Annotated in this window: 15 protein-coding genes; 10 read left to right on the top strand and 5 right to left on the bottom strand. The window is 51.5% G+C overall.

The window, feature by feature from the left end:
* Positions 1-148 precede the first annotated feature (148 nt).
* From DXD04_RS14275 to DXD04_RS14255, 5 genes are all read right to left on the bottom strand, one after another.
* Positions 149-607 (bottom strand): hypothetical protein, encoded by a 459-nt coding sequence (locus DXD04_RS14275; protein WP_117673873.1) that lies wholly within the window; start codon positions 605-607, stop codon positions 149-151.
* Between the two features lie 7 nt (positions 608-614).
* Positions 615-998, bottom strand: a complete 384-nt coding sequence (locus DXD04_RS14270; RefSeq protein ID WP_117673872.1) for a hypothetical protein — start codon at positions 996-998, stop codon at positions 615-617.
* Between the two features lie 45 nt (positions 999-1,043).
* Complete coding sequence (locus DXD04_RS14265; RefSeq protein WP_117673871.1) at positions 1,044-1,595, bottom strand: RNA polymerase sigma factor; 552 nt, start codon at positions 1,593-1,595, stop codon at positions 1,044-1,046.
* Positions 1,596-1,674: 79 nt separating this feature from the next.
* Positions 1,675-2,589: a ribonuclease Z gene (locus DXD04_RS14260; protein WP_117673870.1), complete on the bottom strand. Its 915-nt coding sequence runs from the start codon at positions 2,587-2,589 to the stop codon at positions 1,675-1,677.
* A gap of 2 nt (positions 2,590-2,591) precedes the next feature.
* Positions 2,592-4,085, bottom strand: coding sequence for a butyryl-CoA:acetate CoA transferase (locus DXD04_RS14255; RefSeq protein WP_117673869.1), 1,494 nt, complete (start codon positions 4,083-4,085; stop codon positions 2,592-2,594).
* A gap of 268 nt (positions 4,086-4,353) precedes the next feature.
* Here DXD04_RS14255 and DXD04_RS14250 point away from each other — a divergent pair, with 268 nt between their 5' ends.
* From DXD04_RS14250 to DXD04_RS14205, 10 genes are all read left to right on the top strand, one after another.
* Positions 4,354-5,865, top strand: a complete 1,512-nt coding sequence (locus tag DXD04_RS14250; RefSeq protein ID WP_117673868.1) for a 4Fe-4S binding protein — start codon at positions 4,354-4,356, stop codon at positions 5,863-5,865.
* A 33-nt stretch (positions 5,866-5,898) separates the two neighbouring features.
* Positions 5,899-7,272, top strand: coding sequence for an aldo/keto reductase (locus tag DXD04_RS14245; RefSeq protein ID WP_117673867.1), 1,374 nt, complete (start codon positions 5,899-5,901; stop codon positions 7,270-7,272).
* Positions 7,272-7,718, top strand: coding sequence for a DUF1893 domain-containing protein (locus DXD04_RS14240; RefSeq protein WP_117673866.1), 447 nt, complete (start codon positions 7,272-7,274; stop codon positions 7,716-7,718). Before DXD04_RS14245 ends, DXD04_RS14240 begins: the two co-directional genes overlap by 1 nt.
* Before the next feature lie 9 nt (positions 7,719-7,727).
* A complete protein-coding gene (locus DXD04_RS14235; RefSeq protein WP_007563761.1) occupies positions 7,728-8,228 on the top strand; it encodes a hypothetical protein in 501 nt (166 codons plus the stop codon).
* 381 nt (positions 8,229-8,609) lie between these two features.
* Positions 8,610-9,704 (top strand): AAA family ATPase, encoded by a 1,095-nt coding sequence (locus tag DXD04_RS14230; RefSeq protein ID WP_117673865.1) that lies wholly within the window; start codon positions 8,610-8,612, stop codon positions 9,702-9,704.
* The gene (locus DXD04_RS14225; RefSeq protein ID WP_117673864.1) at positions 9,701-10,354 is read left to right on the top strand and encodes a DUF4276 family protein; all 654 of its coding nucleotides are present in this window, start codon (positions 9,701-9,703) and stop codon (positions 10,352-10,354) included. Before DXD04_RS14230 ends, DXD04_RS14225 begins: the two co-directional genes overlap by 4 nt.
* Before the next feature lie 68 nt (positions 10,355-10,422).
* Entirely contained in the window at positions 10,423-11,184 is a 762-nt protein-coding gene (gene kdsB / locus DXD04_RS14220; protein WP_117673863.1) for a 3-deoxy-manno-octulosonate cytidylyltransferase, read from the top strand.
* On the top strand, positions 11,181-12,473 hold the full coding sequence (locus tag DXD04_RS14215; protein WP_117673862.1) for a M16 family metallopeptidase: 1,293 nt from the start codon (positions 11,181-11,183) through the stop codon (positions 12,471-12,473). The genes kdsB and DXD04_RS14215 overlap by 4 nt, the downstream gene beginning before the upstream one ends.
* Before the next feature lie 101 nt (positions 12,474-12,574).
* Positions 12,575-13,666: an MORN repeat-containing protein gene (locus DXD04_RS14210; RefSeq protein ID WP_262920427.1), complete on the top strand. Its 1,092-nt coding sequence runs from the start codon at positions 12,575-12,577 to the stop codon at positions 13,664-13,666.
* Positions 13,666-14,448 carry an inositol monophosphatase family protein gene (locus tag DXD04_RS14205; RefSeq protein ID WP_117673861.1) on the top strand — a complete coding sequence of 261 codons (783 nt, stop codon included), beginning with the start codon at positions 13,666-13,668 and terminating at the stop codon, positions 14,446-14,448. The genes DXD04_RS14210 and DXD04_RS14205 overlap by 1 nt, the downstream gene beginning before the upstream one ends.
* Positions 14,449-14,477: the final 29 nt, after the last annotated feature.

The raw sequence follows: 14,477 nt of genomic DNA, 5'->3' as shown, positions 1-14,477 counted from the left end.
CAACGGTTTTCAAGACCGCCGCAATCGACCACTCTGCCACCTCTCCAAAACTCCTCTTGAGAGTTGCCTTGTTTCTCAAAGGCGGTGCAAAGGTACACAAAGATTTTTGTTTTCCAAATTTTTGGAAGAAAAAATCTATCCGTATCCTTTATTTTTTCTTTTCCGGGCCTTTCTGACCGTGTTTGAAACCTTTTAGCAGTTCTCTGTGGAAGCGCATTTCCGCTTTTTGCAACAGATAGATTTTCTTGGCCGGAAGGAATTGTTTGTATTTCCGCACATATTCCAGTTCCAGTTCGTCGGCTGCAATACGTGCCTGAATCACATCTTCCACAATTTTCCCATATTCCGTTTCCGTGGTATTGGGGTTCTTGCCTTGACGCAGTTTCTGCCACGCCTCTTTGTTGTACGCCTGCTTCTTGTCTTGCAGTTCAAAATAGAGAGGGAAGAATTTTTGTGCTTCGTCGTTGCTCAGTCCCGCCTGCTGAATGAAAAATTCTTTCTGGCGGTTGCGGAATTCTTCTTTGCTGAATTTGGTATTCTGTGCCTGAATGCTGCTCACACACAAGATGAGCAGGAGAGTCAGGGCATAAAAAGTTCTTTTTATCATGGTTGGTTTATTTATAAATTTCCGTATCTGCATCAGTGAGATACTCGTATAGAGTATAGTCGTCCATCATGGTCTGGTCGACAATGGGGTCGATGTATTCATCGGGTACTTCTGAAAATTCCATGTCACCCATAGTGCCGGCGGCAGGCGATTGTGTTTCTTTTTCACCCACGAACATTCGTACGCTGAGCATCAGACCGCAGAACATGGCAGCCATGTACACCCAAGGTTTGACGCGTGCCCACAGCGTGAGCTGAGGTGCAGGCTGTATTTCTCGTTCCGGAAGCTTGTCCATCAGCTGTTCCGTGAAGTTAGCAAAGTAACCTTCAGGCACTGTGAACGGGTTCTCGGTTCCACATCTCTTTAATAAGTCAGTTTCTTCCTTTTTCATATTGTTGCCTCCTTTGGAAGTTAGATTCGAATTTGTAAAAAAGGTTTAATCATGCTGGTGAAAAAAATCTTCTATTTTTTTGACGGCATGATGGTAGGATGCCTTCAGTGCGCCTACGCTGGTGCCTAAGATTTCCGACATGTCCTCGTATTTCATTTCCTGGAAATATTTCAGGTTGAAGATGATGCGCTGTTTCTCGGGCAGTTGCAGGATGGCCTTCTGAAAAAGCCGTTGCGTTTCGTCGCCGTTAAAGTAAGGGTCGCTTTCCAGCTTGTTTATCAGAGCGGCATCGGCATCGTCGATGGACAGCTGGTTTTCGGCGCGCTGCTTGTTCAGGAAGTTCAGGCATTCGTTGAAGGCGATGCGGTAGAGCCACGTGGAAAGCTTGGCATCTCCCCGGAAATAGTCCAGGTTGGTCCAGGCCTTGATGAACGTGTTCTGCAACAAGTCGTTGGCATCGTCGTGCGAAACCACCATGCGTCGTATCTGCCAGTACAGCTGTTCGCTGTAGGCCTTCACAATCCGTTCGAACGCTTTCTGCTGGGTCGACGGGTCCTGAAGCATCAGTATGGTTTCTTTTTCGTTATAATTGTTCATGGCGTGTGCGGGTTCGTCATTGTTGGGTAAGACGACAATCCGTTGGTTCGGTTTAATAGGGTTAGTTTTCTTTAACTTCTCAGAGTGAGATTTTCAGTCCCTCGTCGGCGGCCAGTGTGTCGGGGAAGATGGCCTGGGCCTCTTCGAGCAGGGCCTTCTCGTCTTCGTAGCGGGCAGAGAAGTGCCCGATGAGCAGACGCTTCACCTGTGCGTCCTTGGCAATCCGGGCAGCCTGTGCGGCGGTGGAGTGCAGGGTCTGTTTGGCGCGGACGGCTTCGCTTTCGGTAAAGGTAGCTTCATGGAACAGCAAATCCACTCCAGCCACTTGTGCTGCGATGCGGGGCAGGTAGACCGTATCCGAGCAATAGGCATACGCGCGGGGAGGGTCGGAGGGAGTGGTCAGTTCTGAGTTGGGAATCACCCTGCCGTCTTCCAGTGTGTAGTCCTCGCCGTTCTTGATGCGGTTCATCATGCAGATGGGAATGCCGTAGAAGTCAATCATGTCGCGCCGGATGTGGTTCGGTGTCGGCTTCTCGCGGAAGAGAAAACCGCAGGTGGGCAGACGATGACGCAGGGGAATGGTTTCCACGCTGACGGAACGGTCGTCGTAAATGACCGTACGTTCGCCGGGGTTGAAGGGGTGGAACACCACCTGATAGGGCATCCCCTTGCAGAAGAATTCCAGTTGAGGTTCCAGCAGGCGTTGCAGGTCGGCATGGGCATGAATGTGGAGGTCGGCGGTACGTTCCAGCATGCCGAAGGTAGAAATCAGTCCCATCAGGCCGAAGCAGTGGTCGCCGTGGAGGTGAGAAATGAAGATGTGGTTCAGCCGGCTGAACTTCAGTTTGGCGCGGCGGAGCTGCACCTGTGCCCCTTCGCCGCAGTCAATCATGAACAGCTTCTCGCGGATGTTAAGCACCTGCGAGGTCGCCTGATGGCGGGTAGTGGGCAGGGCCGAACCGCATCCCAGGATGTGTATGTTGAATTTTTCCATTCTTATGATTCAAATTGGGTGTTTCGCATGTCACCCGTCTCGGCGTACGCTATATGCATCTTGAAGGCGTTGCGCAGCGACATCGGCGTGTGGCAGGACTTTCCTTCCGAAAGTTTCAGGTAGTCCCACAGCAGTTGCTTGTAGTCCGGATGCGCGCAGTTTTCAATGATGCAGCGGGCACGTTGCGAAGGCGATTTGCCACGCAAGTCGGCCACGCCTTGTTCCGTCACGAGGATGCGTACGTCGTGTTCCGTACTGTCCACGTGGGATACTTGGGGCACGATGGACGAAATCAGTCCGTCCTTGGCCACCGACGGGGTGGTAAAGATAGACAAATATGCGTTTCTGGCAAAATCTCCCGAGCCTCCAATTCCATTCATAATTTTGCTGCCCGATACATGCGTGCTGTTCACGTTGCCGAAAATGTCCGCTTCAAGGGCCGTGTTTACCGCAATGATACCCAGACGGCGAATCATTTCCGGGTGGTTGGTGATTTCCTGCGGGCGCAGCAGGATGCGTTCGCGGAAGGTGTCGATATGCTCGTACATCGTGTCCAGACGGTCTTCCGACAAGGTGAGCGAACTGCCGGCAGCAAAGCGGATACGGTCTTTCATCATCAGGTCGATGACGGAGTTCTGTATCACCTCAGTAAACATGGAGAAAGCCGGAAGGTTCGGGTCGTCACCCAGTGCACCCAGTACCGCATTGGCAATGTTGCCCACACCCGACTGCAGGGGAAGGAACTCCTTGGGGATAGCCCCGTTCTTCCATTCGCGTAGCAGGAAGGCAGCCACGTTATGTCCGATTTGCAGGGTTGTCTCATTTTGCGGTGTAAAGGCCGCGATGTGGTCGCGGGCATTCGTGCGTACTACTCCCGTAATCTTTTTCGGGTCGATTTTCACGCTGATGTGTCCGGCGCGGTCGTTCACGTGATACACCGGAATCTCTGTCCGGTAAGGCGGGTTGGCCGGAATATAGATGTCGTGCATGCCGGTAAGTTTTCCCGTATGCGCCTCATTCAGCTCGATGATAACCCGTTCGGCCACCTGGAGTAGGGTAGGCGAGATACCTACGGAAGTGCTCAGGATGATTTCTCCGTCGTCCGTCAGGTCGGAAGCTTCTACGATGGCTACGTGGATTTTCCCCAGAAAACCGTAACGCACGTCCTGTCCGATTTGCGACAGGTGGAGGTCAAAGTACTGCACCTCGTGCTGGTTGATGGATTCGCGCATGTCCTTATTCGACTGGAAAGGCGTACGGAACGATACGGCGTGCGCCTTGACCAGCGCGCTGTCCACCTGACAGCCCGTGGCACCGCCCGTGATAAGGCCTACCTTAAATTCTTTCCCCTGTGCATGCTGTGCTTCTGCGTAGGCAGCCAGTGCTTCCGGCACGGCTTTCGGTGTACCTACCGATGAAAAACCGCCGATGCCGACGGTATCCCCATGATGAATGGTGGCAGCGGCTTCTGCTGCCGTAATAAATGCGTATGTCATTGTTGTAACTGCTGTTCTTTTGTTAGGTAATAGTGGAGCAAAATTAGAATTTGTAATTCAGATAATCAATATTTATGACATTTTTTCTGCATAAATGCTGCAAAAAGGCCCTTTATGCGTAAGTTAATCGAATATTTATACTGTTTGGGATAAAAAACTGCGCAAAAAGACTCTTCGAAACACAATTCCTTTTATTTTTGTGAGGATTTACCACGAAAACGTGATAGAAAGAATATAATAACTAACTAAAATTGCTTTTACAGTGAATATGTTGAGAAAACTCAGGCTCACGCTGGGGATGCTGTGCCTGGTATTCGTGACGCTGTTGTTCGTCGATTTCACGGGCGTGCTTCATGCATGGCTCGGCTGGATGGCGAAGATTCAGTTCCTTCCGGCTCTGTTGGCGCTGAACGCCGGAGTAATCGTGTGTTTGATATTGCTCACGCTGGTAGCGGGCAGGGTGTACTGTTCGGTCATTTGTCCGTTGGGCGTGTTTCAGGACGTGGTGGCCCGTCTGGGCCGGGGGCGCAAGAAGATGCCCTACACGTATTCCAAGCCGAAAAGCTGGCTGCGCTACGGTGTGCTGGCAGTGTTCGTGCTGGCGATGCTGTTGGGTGTGCATGCCCTGGTAGCCTTGCTCGACCCGTATGCCGTGTACGGCCGTGCGGCACACAGCTTCCTGCAACCTTTGTGGATGTGGGGAAACAACCTGCTGGCTTCTATGGCCGAACGCATGGACAGCTATGCCTTCTATTCGGTGGATGTCTGGCTCAAGAGTCTGCCGGTGCTGATAGTGGCAGCGGTCATGCTGGTACTGGTAGTGGTACTGGCGGCACGCAACGGACGTACCTATTGTAATACCATCTGTCCGGTGGGCACCGTGCTGGGATTCTTCTCCCGCTTTGCCTTGTTCCGCATCACGATTGACAAGGAGAAATGCAACGGCTGTACGCTTTGCGCCCGCAATTGCAAGGCCGCCTGCATCGATGTGAAGAACCATGCGATAGACGGCAGCCGCTGTGTGGCTTGCATGGACTGTCTGGACAAATGCCATAAGGGAGCCATCGGCTATCGGTTTGCCTACGGAAAGAAAGCCGAAAAGGCAGAAACCCCGGCACCGGAAATAGCCGACCGTACCGCCGGACGACGCGAGTTCCTGGCCGGTTCCTTGCTGCTGGCCGGTTCGGTGCTGAAAGCACAGGTAGCCAAGAAGGCCGAAGCCATCAAGATGGACGGCGGACTGGCCGACATCGTGGACAAGAAAGAGCCGGTACGCCAAACTCCGATTGTGCCTCCGGGCGCACGCGGACTCCGCCATCTGCAGTCGCATTGTACGGCCTGCCAGCTTTGCGTGTCGGCTTGTCCGAACGAAGTGATCCATCCTTCTCATTCGCTGGATACTTTCATGCAGCCTTACATGTCGTACGAACGCGGCTACTGCCGTCCGGAGTGTACGCGCTGTTCCGAGGTATGTCCCGCCGGAGCCATCCTGAAAATTGACAAGGCAGAGAAGTCTTCTATCCAGATAGGCCATGCCGTGTGGGTAAAAGATTTGTGTATTCCGCTTACCGACAAGCAGGAGTGCGGCAACTGCGCCCGCCATTGTCCGGTGAACGCCATCACCATGGTCCCGTCCGACCCGTCGAACCCCGATTCACTGAAGATTCCGGCAATGAACGAAGCACGCTGCATCGGTTGCGGAGCCTGCGAGAACCTGTGTCCGGCCCGTCCGCTGAGTGCCATCTACGTGGAAGGCCATGAACGCCATCGTGTACTTTAATCGGATTGTCTTACCTTTATATATAGAAAGAGAATGGACGAGAAAAAACAGATGAATCGAAGAGATTTCCTTAAAATAGTCGGCATCAGTACGGTGGGAGCCACAGCGGCTTTCTACGGTTGTACGCCCGACAAGAAAAAAGCCGGCGAAAGCGCTAAGGAAGTGCCCGTCGGCAAGATGACCTACCGCCAGTTCCCTCCCAACGAGGATAAGGTGTCGCTGCTAGGCTATGGCTGCATGCGCTGGCCTACACTTCCGGCACCGGGAGGCGACGGCAATGTCATCGACCAGGAAGAAGTGAACCGGCTGGTGGATTACGCCATCGAACATGGCGTGAACTATTTCGACACGGCTCCGGTCTATGTGCAGGGCTGGTCGGAAAAGTCGACGGGTATCGCCTTGAAGCGTCATCCGCGCGACAAGTTCTTTGTGGCTACCAAAATGTCGAACTTCTCCAATTCCGACTATGATTTCGGAGTAAAGATGTACCACAACTCGCTGAAGAACCTGCAGGTGGACTACATCGACTATTACCTGCTGCACATGCTGGGTGCTCCCGGAAAAAGCGGCTTACAGGGCCGTTTCCTTGATAACGGTCTGCTCGACTTCCTGCTCAAGGAGCGCGAAGCCGGACGTATCCGCCGCCTGGGCTGGTCGTTCCACGGCACAAAAGAGGAATTCGACCGGGCACTGGCCATGCACGACCAGGTGCATTGGGACTTCGTGCAGATTCAGTTGAACTATTCCGACTGGCAGCACGCATTGGGACGTAATGTGAATGCCGACTACCTGTACGAGCAGGTGAGCAGCAAGAACATTCCGGTAGTGGTGATGGAACCGCTGTTGGGCGGACGCCTGTCGAACATCCCCGACCACATCTTCAGCCGCCTGAAAGAACGTAATCCCGAAGGCAGTGTGGCATCGTGGGCCTTCCGCTTTGCCGGTACACCGGAAAAGGTGCTTACCGTACTCAGTGGCATGACCTACATGGAGCATCTGCAAGACAACCTCCGCACGTATTCTCCGCTGGTGCCGCTTACCGACGAGGAAAACCAGTTCCTGCTCGATACGGCCGACCTGATGCAGAAATACCCCACCGTGCCCTGCAACGACTGTAAATACTGCATGCCCTGCCCGTATGGCATCGACATCCCCGGCGTGCTGGTACATTACAACAAGTGCGTGAACGAGGGCAACATGCCGAAAGACCGCATGGACGAGAATTACGTGAAAGCCCGCCGTGCCTTCCTGGTGGGTTACGACCGCAGCGTGCCGAAACTCCGTCAGGCCAGTCACTGTATCGGTTGCGGACAATGTAATCCGCACTGCCCGCAGTCCATCGACATTCCGAAAGAGCTTCACCGCATTGATGCCTACGTGGAACAACTGAAACAGGAAACACTGTGATGGACGAACTGATACGCTTGCTGAACGAAGGAAACTATTCCTGCGTGGTGCGTCAGGGCGAAGAAACCCGCACGTTCTCCCGTCGGGGCGTGGCCGACCTGTACGACTTGTATGCCACAGACCGCGCCTTCCTGAAAGGAGCCTGGCTGGCCGATAAAGTCATCGGAAAGGGAGCGGCAGCCCTGATGGTATTGGGCGGCGTGTCCCGCGTATGGACCCGGGTAGTCAGCACCCCTGCACTCGCCTTGCTCCGGAAGGGAGGGGTAGAGGTGGCGTATGCCGAAGAAGTGCCCTGCATCATCAACCGCACCCGCACAGGACGGTGTCCGCTGGAAACCCTTTGCGACGTGTCGGACAATCCCGTGGAACTCTATCCCGTGATTGAAGACTTTGTACGCCGCATGCGGGAAGCCGGAGAAAAAGAAAAAACCATCTCAGAAAAATAACGAATACACATGGAAACAACCGTAAAACTTTACACATTGGGATACAGTCGCGTGAAGACCTACGTCACCGCCCTGCTGTTTGTGGCCGGAAACATTGTCCTGCCCCAGCTTTTCCACCTGGTGCCGCAGGGAGGAGTCACTTGGCTGCCCATTTATTTCTTCACACTGGTAGGAGCCTATAAATACGGCTGGAAGGCCGGACTGCTGACGGCCGTACTCTCGCCGCTGCTCAACTCATGGTGGTTCGGCATGCCTGCACCTGCCGTGCTGCCTGCCATCCTGCTGAAATCTGTGCTGTTGGCTGTAGGTGCCGGTCTGGTGGCCGCCCGCTTTCAGAAAGTCACCTTGCCGTTGCTGCTGGCCGTGGTGCTGTTCTATCAACTGGCTGGTACGCTGGGTGAGTGGGCACTTTCCGGCAGCTTGTTCACCGCCTTGCAGGATTTCCGCATCGGTATTCCCGGAATGCTCTTGCAGGTAGTGGGAGGATACTGGGTTATCCGTAAAATTTAAGAAAATGTAATTGATTGATTTTCAGAGGTGTAAAAATCCTCTGAAAAACGCCTTTGTGTTTGGACTAAAACGCCCTTACGTTTAAGATGAAACGCCCTTGCGTTTTACTTAAAACGTACTTGCGTTTGATCTAAAACGCAAAGGCGTTTTGTTTTGAATGCACTTGCGTTTTGGAAGTACTGAATTTAGTTGTACGTTTTCAATAAAAAGGGTGATTGTTGCAGGGCTTTTGAGAAAGTTTTCTAATTTTGCATATTACGTAACTATCTGAATCAGGATGAAGGATAGAAGCGTATGCGCAGGTACAGTCTTAACTGGAAATGTACAGAAAACCGGTAGAGAAAGTGCTTGTTTATGGTAAAGCGGAATTTAAGATAGAATATGATAGAGCAGGTTTTGATTGAGAATTACAAGTCCATTAAAGACTTGTCGCTGCCTTTGAATCGGCTGAATGTGTTAATCGGTTCAAACGGAGCTGGAAAAAGTAATTTCATTTCATTCTTTGAATTGACCAAGGCAATATATGAGCAGCGCTTTGGCAGTTATACCTTGTCTAAAGGGGGGATTGATAACTTGCTGCGTCAGGGAAGAAAAGTATCGCCGTCTATCCAGGGATTGATTGATTTTGACAATACAAATGCTTTTTTCTTTGAGATTAAACCATCGCAATCGAACAAAGGCTATATTGAAAAAACGGGAGATTTTTTTAATAACTATCATAAGCCGGGAAAGGATTATTCACAGTGGAACAGAACGATTTGGGATTCTGCCGTAGAAGAATCCTCTTTGAAGGATAATAAAAGATGGAGGGCTGCTTACTTGAGAAAGTATTTGGGTAGCTTTACAGTCTATCATTTTCACGATACCAGTGCCACTTCTCCCATGCGTGGAGATTGCCCGATTAACGACAACGAATGTTTGCGTGATAACGGCTCCAACCTTGCCGCTTACCTGTATTCATTGATGCTGAACGATGAAAAGACATTCCGCTTGATAGAGGGTGTGATACGTTCCATTGCTCCTTATTTCAAGGGTTTCAAGCTCCGTCCGGATGCCAACAACAAGGAAAGAATTCGTCTGGAATGGGAAGAGAGGGATACAGATATGTACCTCGATGGTTATAGCTTTTCGGACGGTACTTTGCGTTTTATAGCCCTTACAACCTTACTGTTGCAGTCCAAGATGCCGGAAGTGATAATTATTGATGAACCTGAATTGGGTTTGCATCCGGCCGCTATCAATAAACTGTCCCAACTTGTCAAGCAGGCTTCGCTCAAAAGCCAGATTATTTTGTCTACTCAGTCCACCAATCTGGTCAATTGCTTTGAGGTGGAAGACATTATTGTGGTGGACAGGGCAGACAACCAATCGGTTTTTCGTCATCTGGAACGGGAAGAACTGGAAAAATGGATGGACGATTACGAATTGTCTCTCAGTGATTTGTGGGAGAAAAACATGATAGGAGGGCAGTTATGAAACGTGTGTATATTGTCGTCGAAGGGCAGACGGAGCAAGAGTTTGTCAACTCGGTCATTTCTCCCTATTTGCAAGAATTTGGTATATTGAGCGTTACGCCTGTCTTGGTTCGGACAAGCAGGACAGGTCGGGGAGGAATGGTGAGCTATTCACATCTGGCAAATACGATCAAGCCTCTTTTGATGTCCGAAAAAAGCGATTATATCGTAACTACCTTTATTGACTTTTTCAGACTTCCCCACGATATGCCCCATTATGAGGACAGCATGAAGAAGCCGGACAAAATAGAGCAAATACAGTCGTTGGAAGCGGCAATTAATGAGGCTATAGACGACCGTCGTTTTTTCTCTTACATACAGTTGCACGAGTTTGAGGCTCTGCTGTTTTCCAGTAACAAAGGTTTTGAGTACTATTTTTCGGAAGAACTCGCAGCAAAGACTGCTTCTATCATTTCATCCTACGACAACCCCGAAGACATCAATACCTCTCCTGAAGGGGCTCCCTCCAAAAGATTGCTGGCTATAAAGTCCGACTACAACAAAGTGCTGGAAGGAAACCTGATAGCATTGGAAATCGGGATAAAATCCATTTTGGAGAAATGTCCGCGGTTTGCGGAATGGATAAAGACAATCATTGAAAAATCTGAATAGCAAGCTCATTTTTCTGTTTGTCACTTTTTATTCGTACATTTGCGAAGCATAACCCAAATACAATAACCATGAAATTTATTGGAATTATTCCTGCAAGATATGCATCTACACGCTTCCCCGCCAAACCTTTGGCACTACTGGGAGGCAAACCCGTGATACAAAGAGTTTATGAACAAGTGGCCGGTGTGCTGGACGAAGCTTACGTGGCTACCGACGACGAACGCATCGAAGCGGCTGTAAAGGCTTTCGGTGGAAAGGTGGTAATGACATCGGTCGACCATAAGAGCGGGACCGACCGTTGCTACGAGGCTTACTGCAAGGTGGGCAGCGGCTATGACGTGGTGGTGAACATTCAGGGTGACGAACCGTTCATCCAGCGTTCGCAGCTGGAAGCCGTGAAGGCTTGCTTTGACGATGCGTCAACACAGATTGCCACACTTGTGAAACCGTTTACGCCTGCCGACGGATTTGATGCGCTGGAAAATGTGAACTCGCCCAAGGTGGTGGTGAGCAAGGAGATGAAGGCGCTCTACTTCAGCCGTTCCATCATTCCTTACCAGCGTAACCGCGACAAGAAGGAGTGGCTGGCCGGACATACGTATTACAAACATATCGGACTTTATGCCTACCGTGCTCCGGTGTTGAAGGAGATTACACCCCTTCCGCAGTCGTCGCTCGAACTGGCCGAATCGCTGGAGCAGTTGCGCTGGCTGGAGAACGGCTATTCCATCAAGGTGGGCATCAGCGAAGTGGAGACCATTGGTATTGACACACCGCAGGATCTGGCACGGGCCGAAGAGTTTCTGCGCAATCAGCAGGAGGCATTATGACGCAGCTCGACCGTAGTGTGGCGCCTGCCATCCGTCAGCTGGAGCATTTCTCCATCTTGCAGCCGGAGTTGCATCGTATGAAGAACGGCATGCCGCTGTATGTGCTTTCGGCCGGGAACGAGGACGTGATTCGTTTCGACCTGTTGGTGCGGAGCGGACAGCTCGACCAGTCGCAGCCGCTTCAGGCCGTGTTTACCAACCGTATGCTGCGTGAGGGAACGGTGCGCATGACATCGGGCGAGATTGCCGAACGGCTGGATTATTACGGGGCGTGGCTCGACCTGTCTTCTTCTGTGAACTGTGGATTTGTGACACTGTATACACTGACGAAACACCTTGACCGCACCATGGAGATTGTGGCCGGACTGGTGAAGGAGTCTGTGTTTCCGGAAGAGCAGTTCCGCATTATCTGCGACATCAACCGCCAGCAGTTCCTGGTGAACAACCGGCGGGTGGACGTACTGGCTCGCAAGCAGCTGAACCGTTCGCTTTTCGGTACTTCGCATCCGTTGGGACGCTATGCCGAACTGGAGGATTATGAACGCATTCAGGTGGAGGCGCTGAAGGATTTCTATCACCGACACTATCATTCGGGCAATTGTTCCATGTACGTGTCGGGTAAGGTAACGCCCGAGGTGGTGCGCTGCATCGAACGTCACTGGGGAGAGGCGCCCTGGGGAAATTGTACGGCAGAGAAGGTGGAACGCACGTGGGACATCGTGAAGGATGCCCGCAAACGGGTTCACGTGGAGAAGGAGGATGCCTTGCAGAGTTCGCTCCGCATGGGTGGTTTCTCGCTCGACCGCAAGCATCCTGATTACCTGAAACTGCGTGTGCTGGTTACGCTGTTCGGAGGGTATTTCGGCAGTCGTCTGATGTCGAATATCCGAGAAGATAAAGGATATACCTACGGCATCGGGGCCGGACTGGTGTCTTATCCGGGCACAAGTCTGCTGGTGGTGAGTACGGAAGCGGCCAATGAATACATGGAGTCTGTCATCACGGAAGTGTATCATGAAATGGACCGTTTGCGTCAGGACAAGGTGCCGGCAGAAGAACTGGAGATGGTGCGCAACTATATGCTGGGCGATATGTGCCGTTCGTACGAGGGGGCATTCTCGCTCTCGGATGCCTGGATATTCATCGAAACGGCCGGATTGAAGCCCGACTTTTTTGATGCGTCGCTGGCTGCCATCCGTGAGGTGACGTCCGATGAACTGCTTTCGTTGGCTCAGCGCTATTTCTGCAAAGAAAACTTAATAGAGGTAGTGGCAGGTAAAAAAGTATAAACCTTCCGGCTCGTGCAAAAGTAAAAAGACTATTTTTGAGCGGAATTAAAAAAGAGACTAAGAACGTGAGAAAGAACAAACATACATTATTTTTATTTGCCCTGCTGGCATTCAGCTCGGTATCGGCTTCGGCCCAGTTGTCATTGGGATACTACCAGTTTAAGGATGGTTCGGAATATACCGGCGAACTGAAAGGACGCCGCCCGAACGGAAAGGGAAAGACGGTGTTCCGTAATGGCGACGTGTACGAAGGTGAATATGTGAAGGGTAAACGCCAGGGTGAAGGTACCTACACTTTCAGCGACGGAGAAAAGTACGTGGGAGAGTGGTACGAAGACCAGCAGCACGGCAAGGGAACGTATTATTTCATGAACAACAACCGTTACGACGGGATGTGGTACACTGACTACCAGGAGGGTGAGGGTACGATGACCTATTATAACGGGGACTTATATACTGGAACCTGGCATCATGACAAGCGCAACGGACAGGGTACTTATACCTGGAAAGGCGGAGCGGTCTACACCGGCGAATGGAAGAACGACCTGAAGAACGGGAAGGGCACCATGGTGTGGGAGGATAAGTCGAAGTATGAAGGCGACTGGAAGGACGGCATGCGTCACGGAAAGGGTACTTTCTACTATACCAACGGCGATAAGTACGTGGGCGACTGGAAGGATGATGTGCAGGATGGAAAGGGTATCTATTATTTCCAGAACGGCGAACGCTATGAGGGCGATTATGCCAACGGTGAACGCACGGGAAGGGGTATCTATACGTATCCGAATGGTGACAAATACGTAGGTCATTTCCTGAACGGACAGCAGGAGGGACAAGGCACGTTCACCTGGGCCAACGGAGCGGTGTACGATGGGCAATGGTCGAAGAACCAGCGCTCTGGTACCGGAAAATACAAGTGGGCCAACGGTGATGAATACGAAGGTCAGTGGAAGAACAACATGGCCGAGGGAGAAGGCGTGCTTCACATGGCCGACGGTTCTGTCTATACAGGTTCTTTTGTACGTGGAAAGGAAGAAGGAAAGGGTGTGCTGATTGAAAAGGACGGCACTCGCTTTGAGGGCTTCTTCAAGCAGGGAAAGAAAGACGGTCCATTCGTAGAGATGGATGCCAACGGAAATATTGTCCGGAAAGGGACTTTCAGATACGGACGTTTATTGGAGGAGAAAAAATAATGATGGAATTATCCGAACTGACTTTGAAGGTGCGTGAACTGGCTGTAGCCACGGGGGCTTTTATCCGTGAGGAGCGGAAGAAGTTCAGCCGTGAGCGGATCGAGAAGAAGCACGCACACGATTATGTGTCGTATGTCGACAAGGAATCGGAACGAAGAATAGTAGCCTGTCTGCGGGAGTTGCTTCTCGAGGCAGGTTTTATTGCTGAAGAGGGGAGCGGAACTCACACCGACGAGGAGTATTGCTGGCTGGTTGACCCGCTGGACGGTACGACCAACTTCATTCATAACCATGCACCTTATTGTGTGAGCATTGCCTTGCGTAACCGTGAGGAAATCTTGCTGGGAGTGGTTTATGAAGTGTGCCGCGACGAGTGTTTCTGGACTTACAAGGGGGCGCCTGCTTATTGTAATGACCGACAGATTCGGGTGTCGCAGGTAGCTGTACCCGATGAGGCTTTTATGGCTTTCGGTCTTCCGTACGAAACGGAGGCTTACAAGCCGGTATTCAACCGCCTGATAGAAGGCTGCTACGGGCATGTGGCAGGCATTCGGGTGGTCGGTGCGGCGGCTGCCGAGATGTGTTACGTGGCCGACGGGCGTTTTGAAGCGCGTGCCGAAGCTTTCACTTGTCCGTGGGATGTGGCGGCAGGTATCCTGCTGGTACAGAATGCAGGAGGAAGGGTGACCGACTTTTCCGGGGGTGATTCATGCTATTCCGGCCGCGAAGTGGTGGCTTCCAACGGAAAGGTGCACGATTTTCTGCTGAATCTGCTGGGATAATGTAAAAAAATATCGTTTTATTCGAGAGA

Source organism: Phocaeicola plebeius, from assembly GCF_003437535.1.
In the GTDB taxonomy this organism is placed as follows: domain Bacteria; phylum Bacteroidota; class Bacteroidia; order Bacteroidales; family Bacteroidaceae; genus Phocaeicola; species Phocaeicola plebeius_A.
The sequence above is the reverse complement of the archived record's forward strand: the minus strand, read 5'-3'. Positions and strand labels throughout refer to the sequence as shown.

Bases quoted from the DNA above. Each gene is read 5' to 3' on its own strand.
- DXD04_RS14265 (WP_117673871.1), bottom strand. From the start codon at position 1,595: ATGAACAATTATAACGAAAAAGAAACCATACTGATGCTTCAGGACCCG.
- DXD04_RS14260 (WP_117673870.1), bottom strand. From the start codon at position 2,589: ATGGAAAAATTCAACATACACATCCTGGGATGCGGTTCGGCCCTGCCC.
- DXD04_RS14225 (WP_117673864.1), top strand. From the start codon at position 9,701: ATGAAACGTGTGTATATTGTCGTCGAAGGGCAGACGGAGCAAGAGTTT.
- DXD04_RS14255 (WP_117673869.1), bottom strand. From the start codon at position 4,085: ATGACATACGCATTTATTACGGCAGCAGAAGCCGCTGCCACCATTCAT.
- DXD04_RS14230 (WP_117673865.1), top strand. From the start codon at position 8,610: ATGATAGAGCAGGTTTTGATTGAGAATTACAAGTCCATTAAAGACTTG.
- DXD04_RS14205 (WP_117673861.1), top strand. From the start codon at position 13,666: ATGATGGAATTATCCGAACTGACTTTGAAGGTGCGTGAACTGGCTGTA.
- kdsB (WP_117673863.1), top strand. From the start codon at position 10,423: ATGAAATTTATTGGAATTATTCCTGCAAGATATGCATCTACACGCTTC.
- DXD04_RS14250 (WP_117673868.1), top strand. From the start codon at position 4,354: ATGTTGAGAAAACTCAGGCTCACGCTGGGGATGCTGTGCCTGGTATTC.
- DXD04_RS14235 (WP_007563761.1), top strand. From the start codon at position 7,728: ATGGAAACAACCGTAAAACTTTACACATTGGGATACAGTCGCGTGAAG.
- DXD04_RS14240 (WP_117673866.1), top strand. From the start codon at position 7,272: ATGGACGAACTGATACGCTTGCTGAACGAAGGAAACTATTCCTGCGTG.
- DXD04_RS14245 (WP_117673867.1), top strand. From the start codon at position 5,899: ATGGACGAGAAAAAACAGATGAATCGAAGAGATTTCCTTAAAATAGTC.
- DXD04_RS14215 (WP_117673862.1), top strand. From the start codon at position 11,181: ATGACGCAGCTCGACCGTAGTGTGGCGCCTGCCATCCGTCAGCTGGAG.
- DXD04_RS14270 (WP_117673872.1), bottom strand. From the start codon at position 998: ATGAAAAAGGAAGAAACTGACTTATTAAAGAGATGTGGAACCGAGAAC.
- DXD04_RS14275 (WP_117673873.1), bottom strand. From the start codon at position 607: ATGATAAAAAGAACTTTTTATGCCCTGACTCTCCTGCTCATCTTGTGT.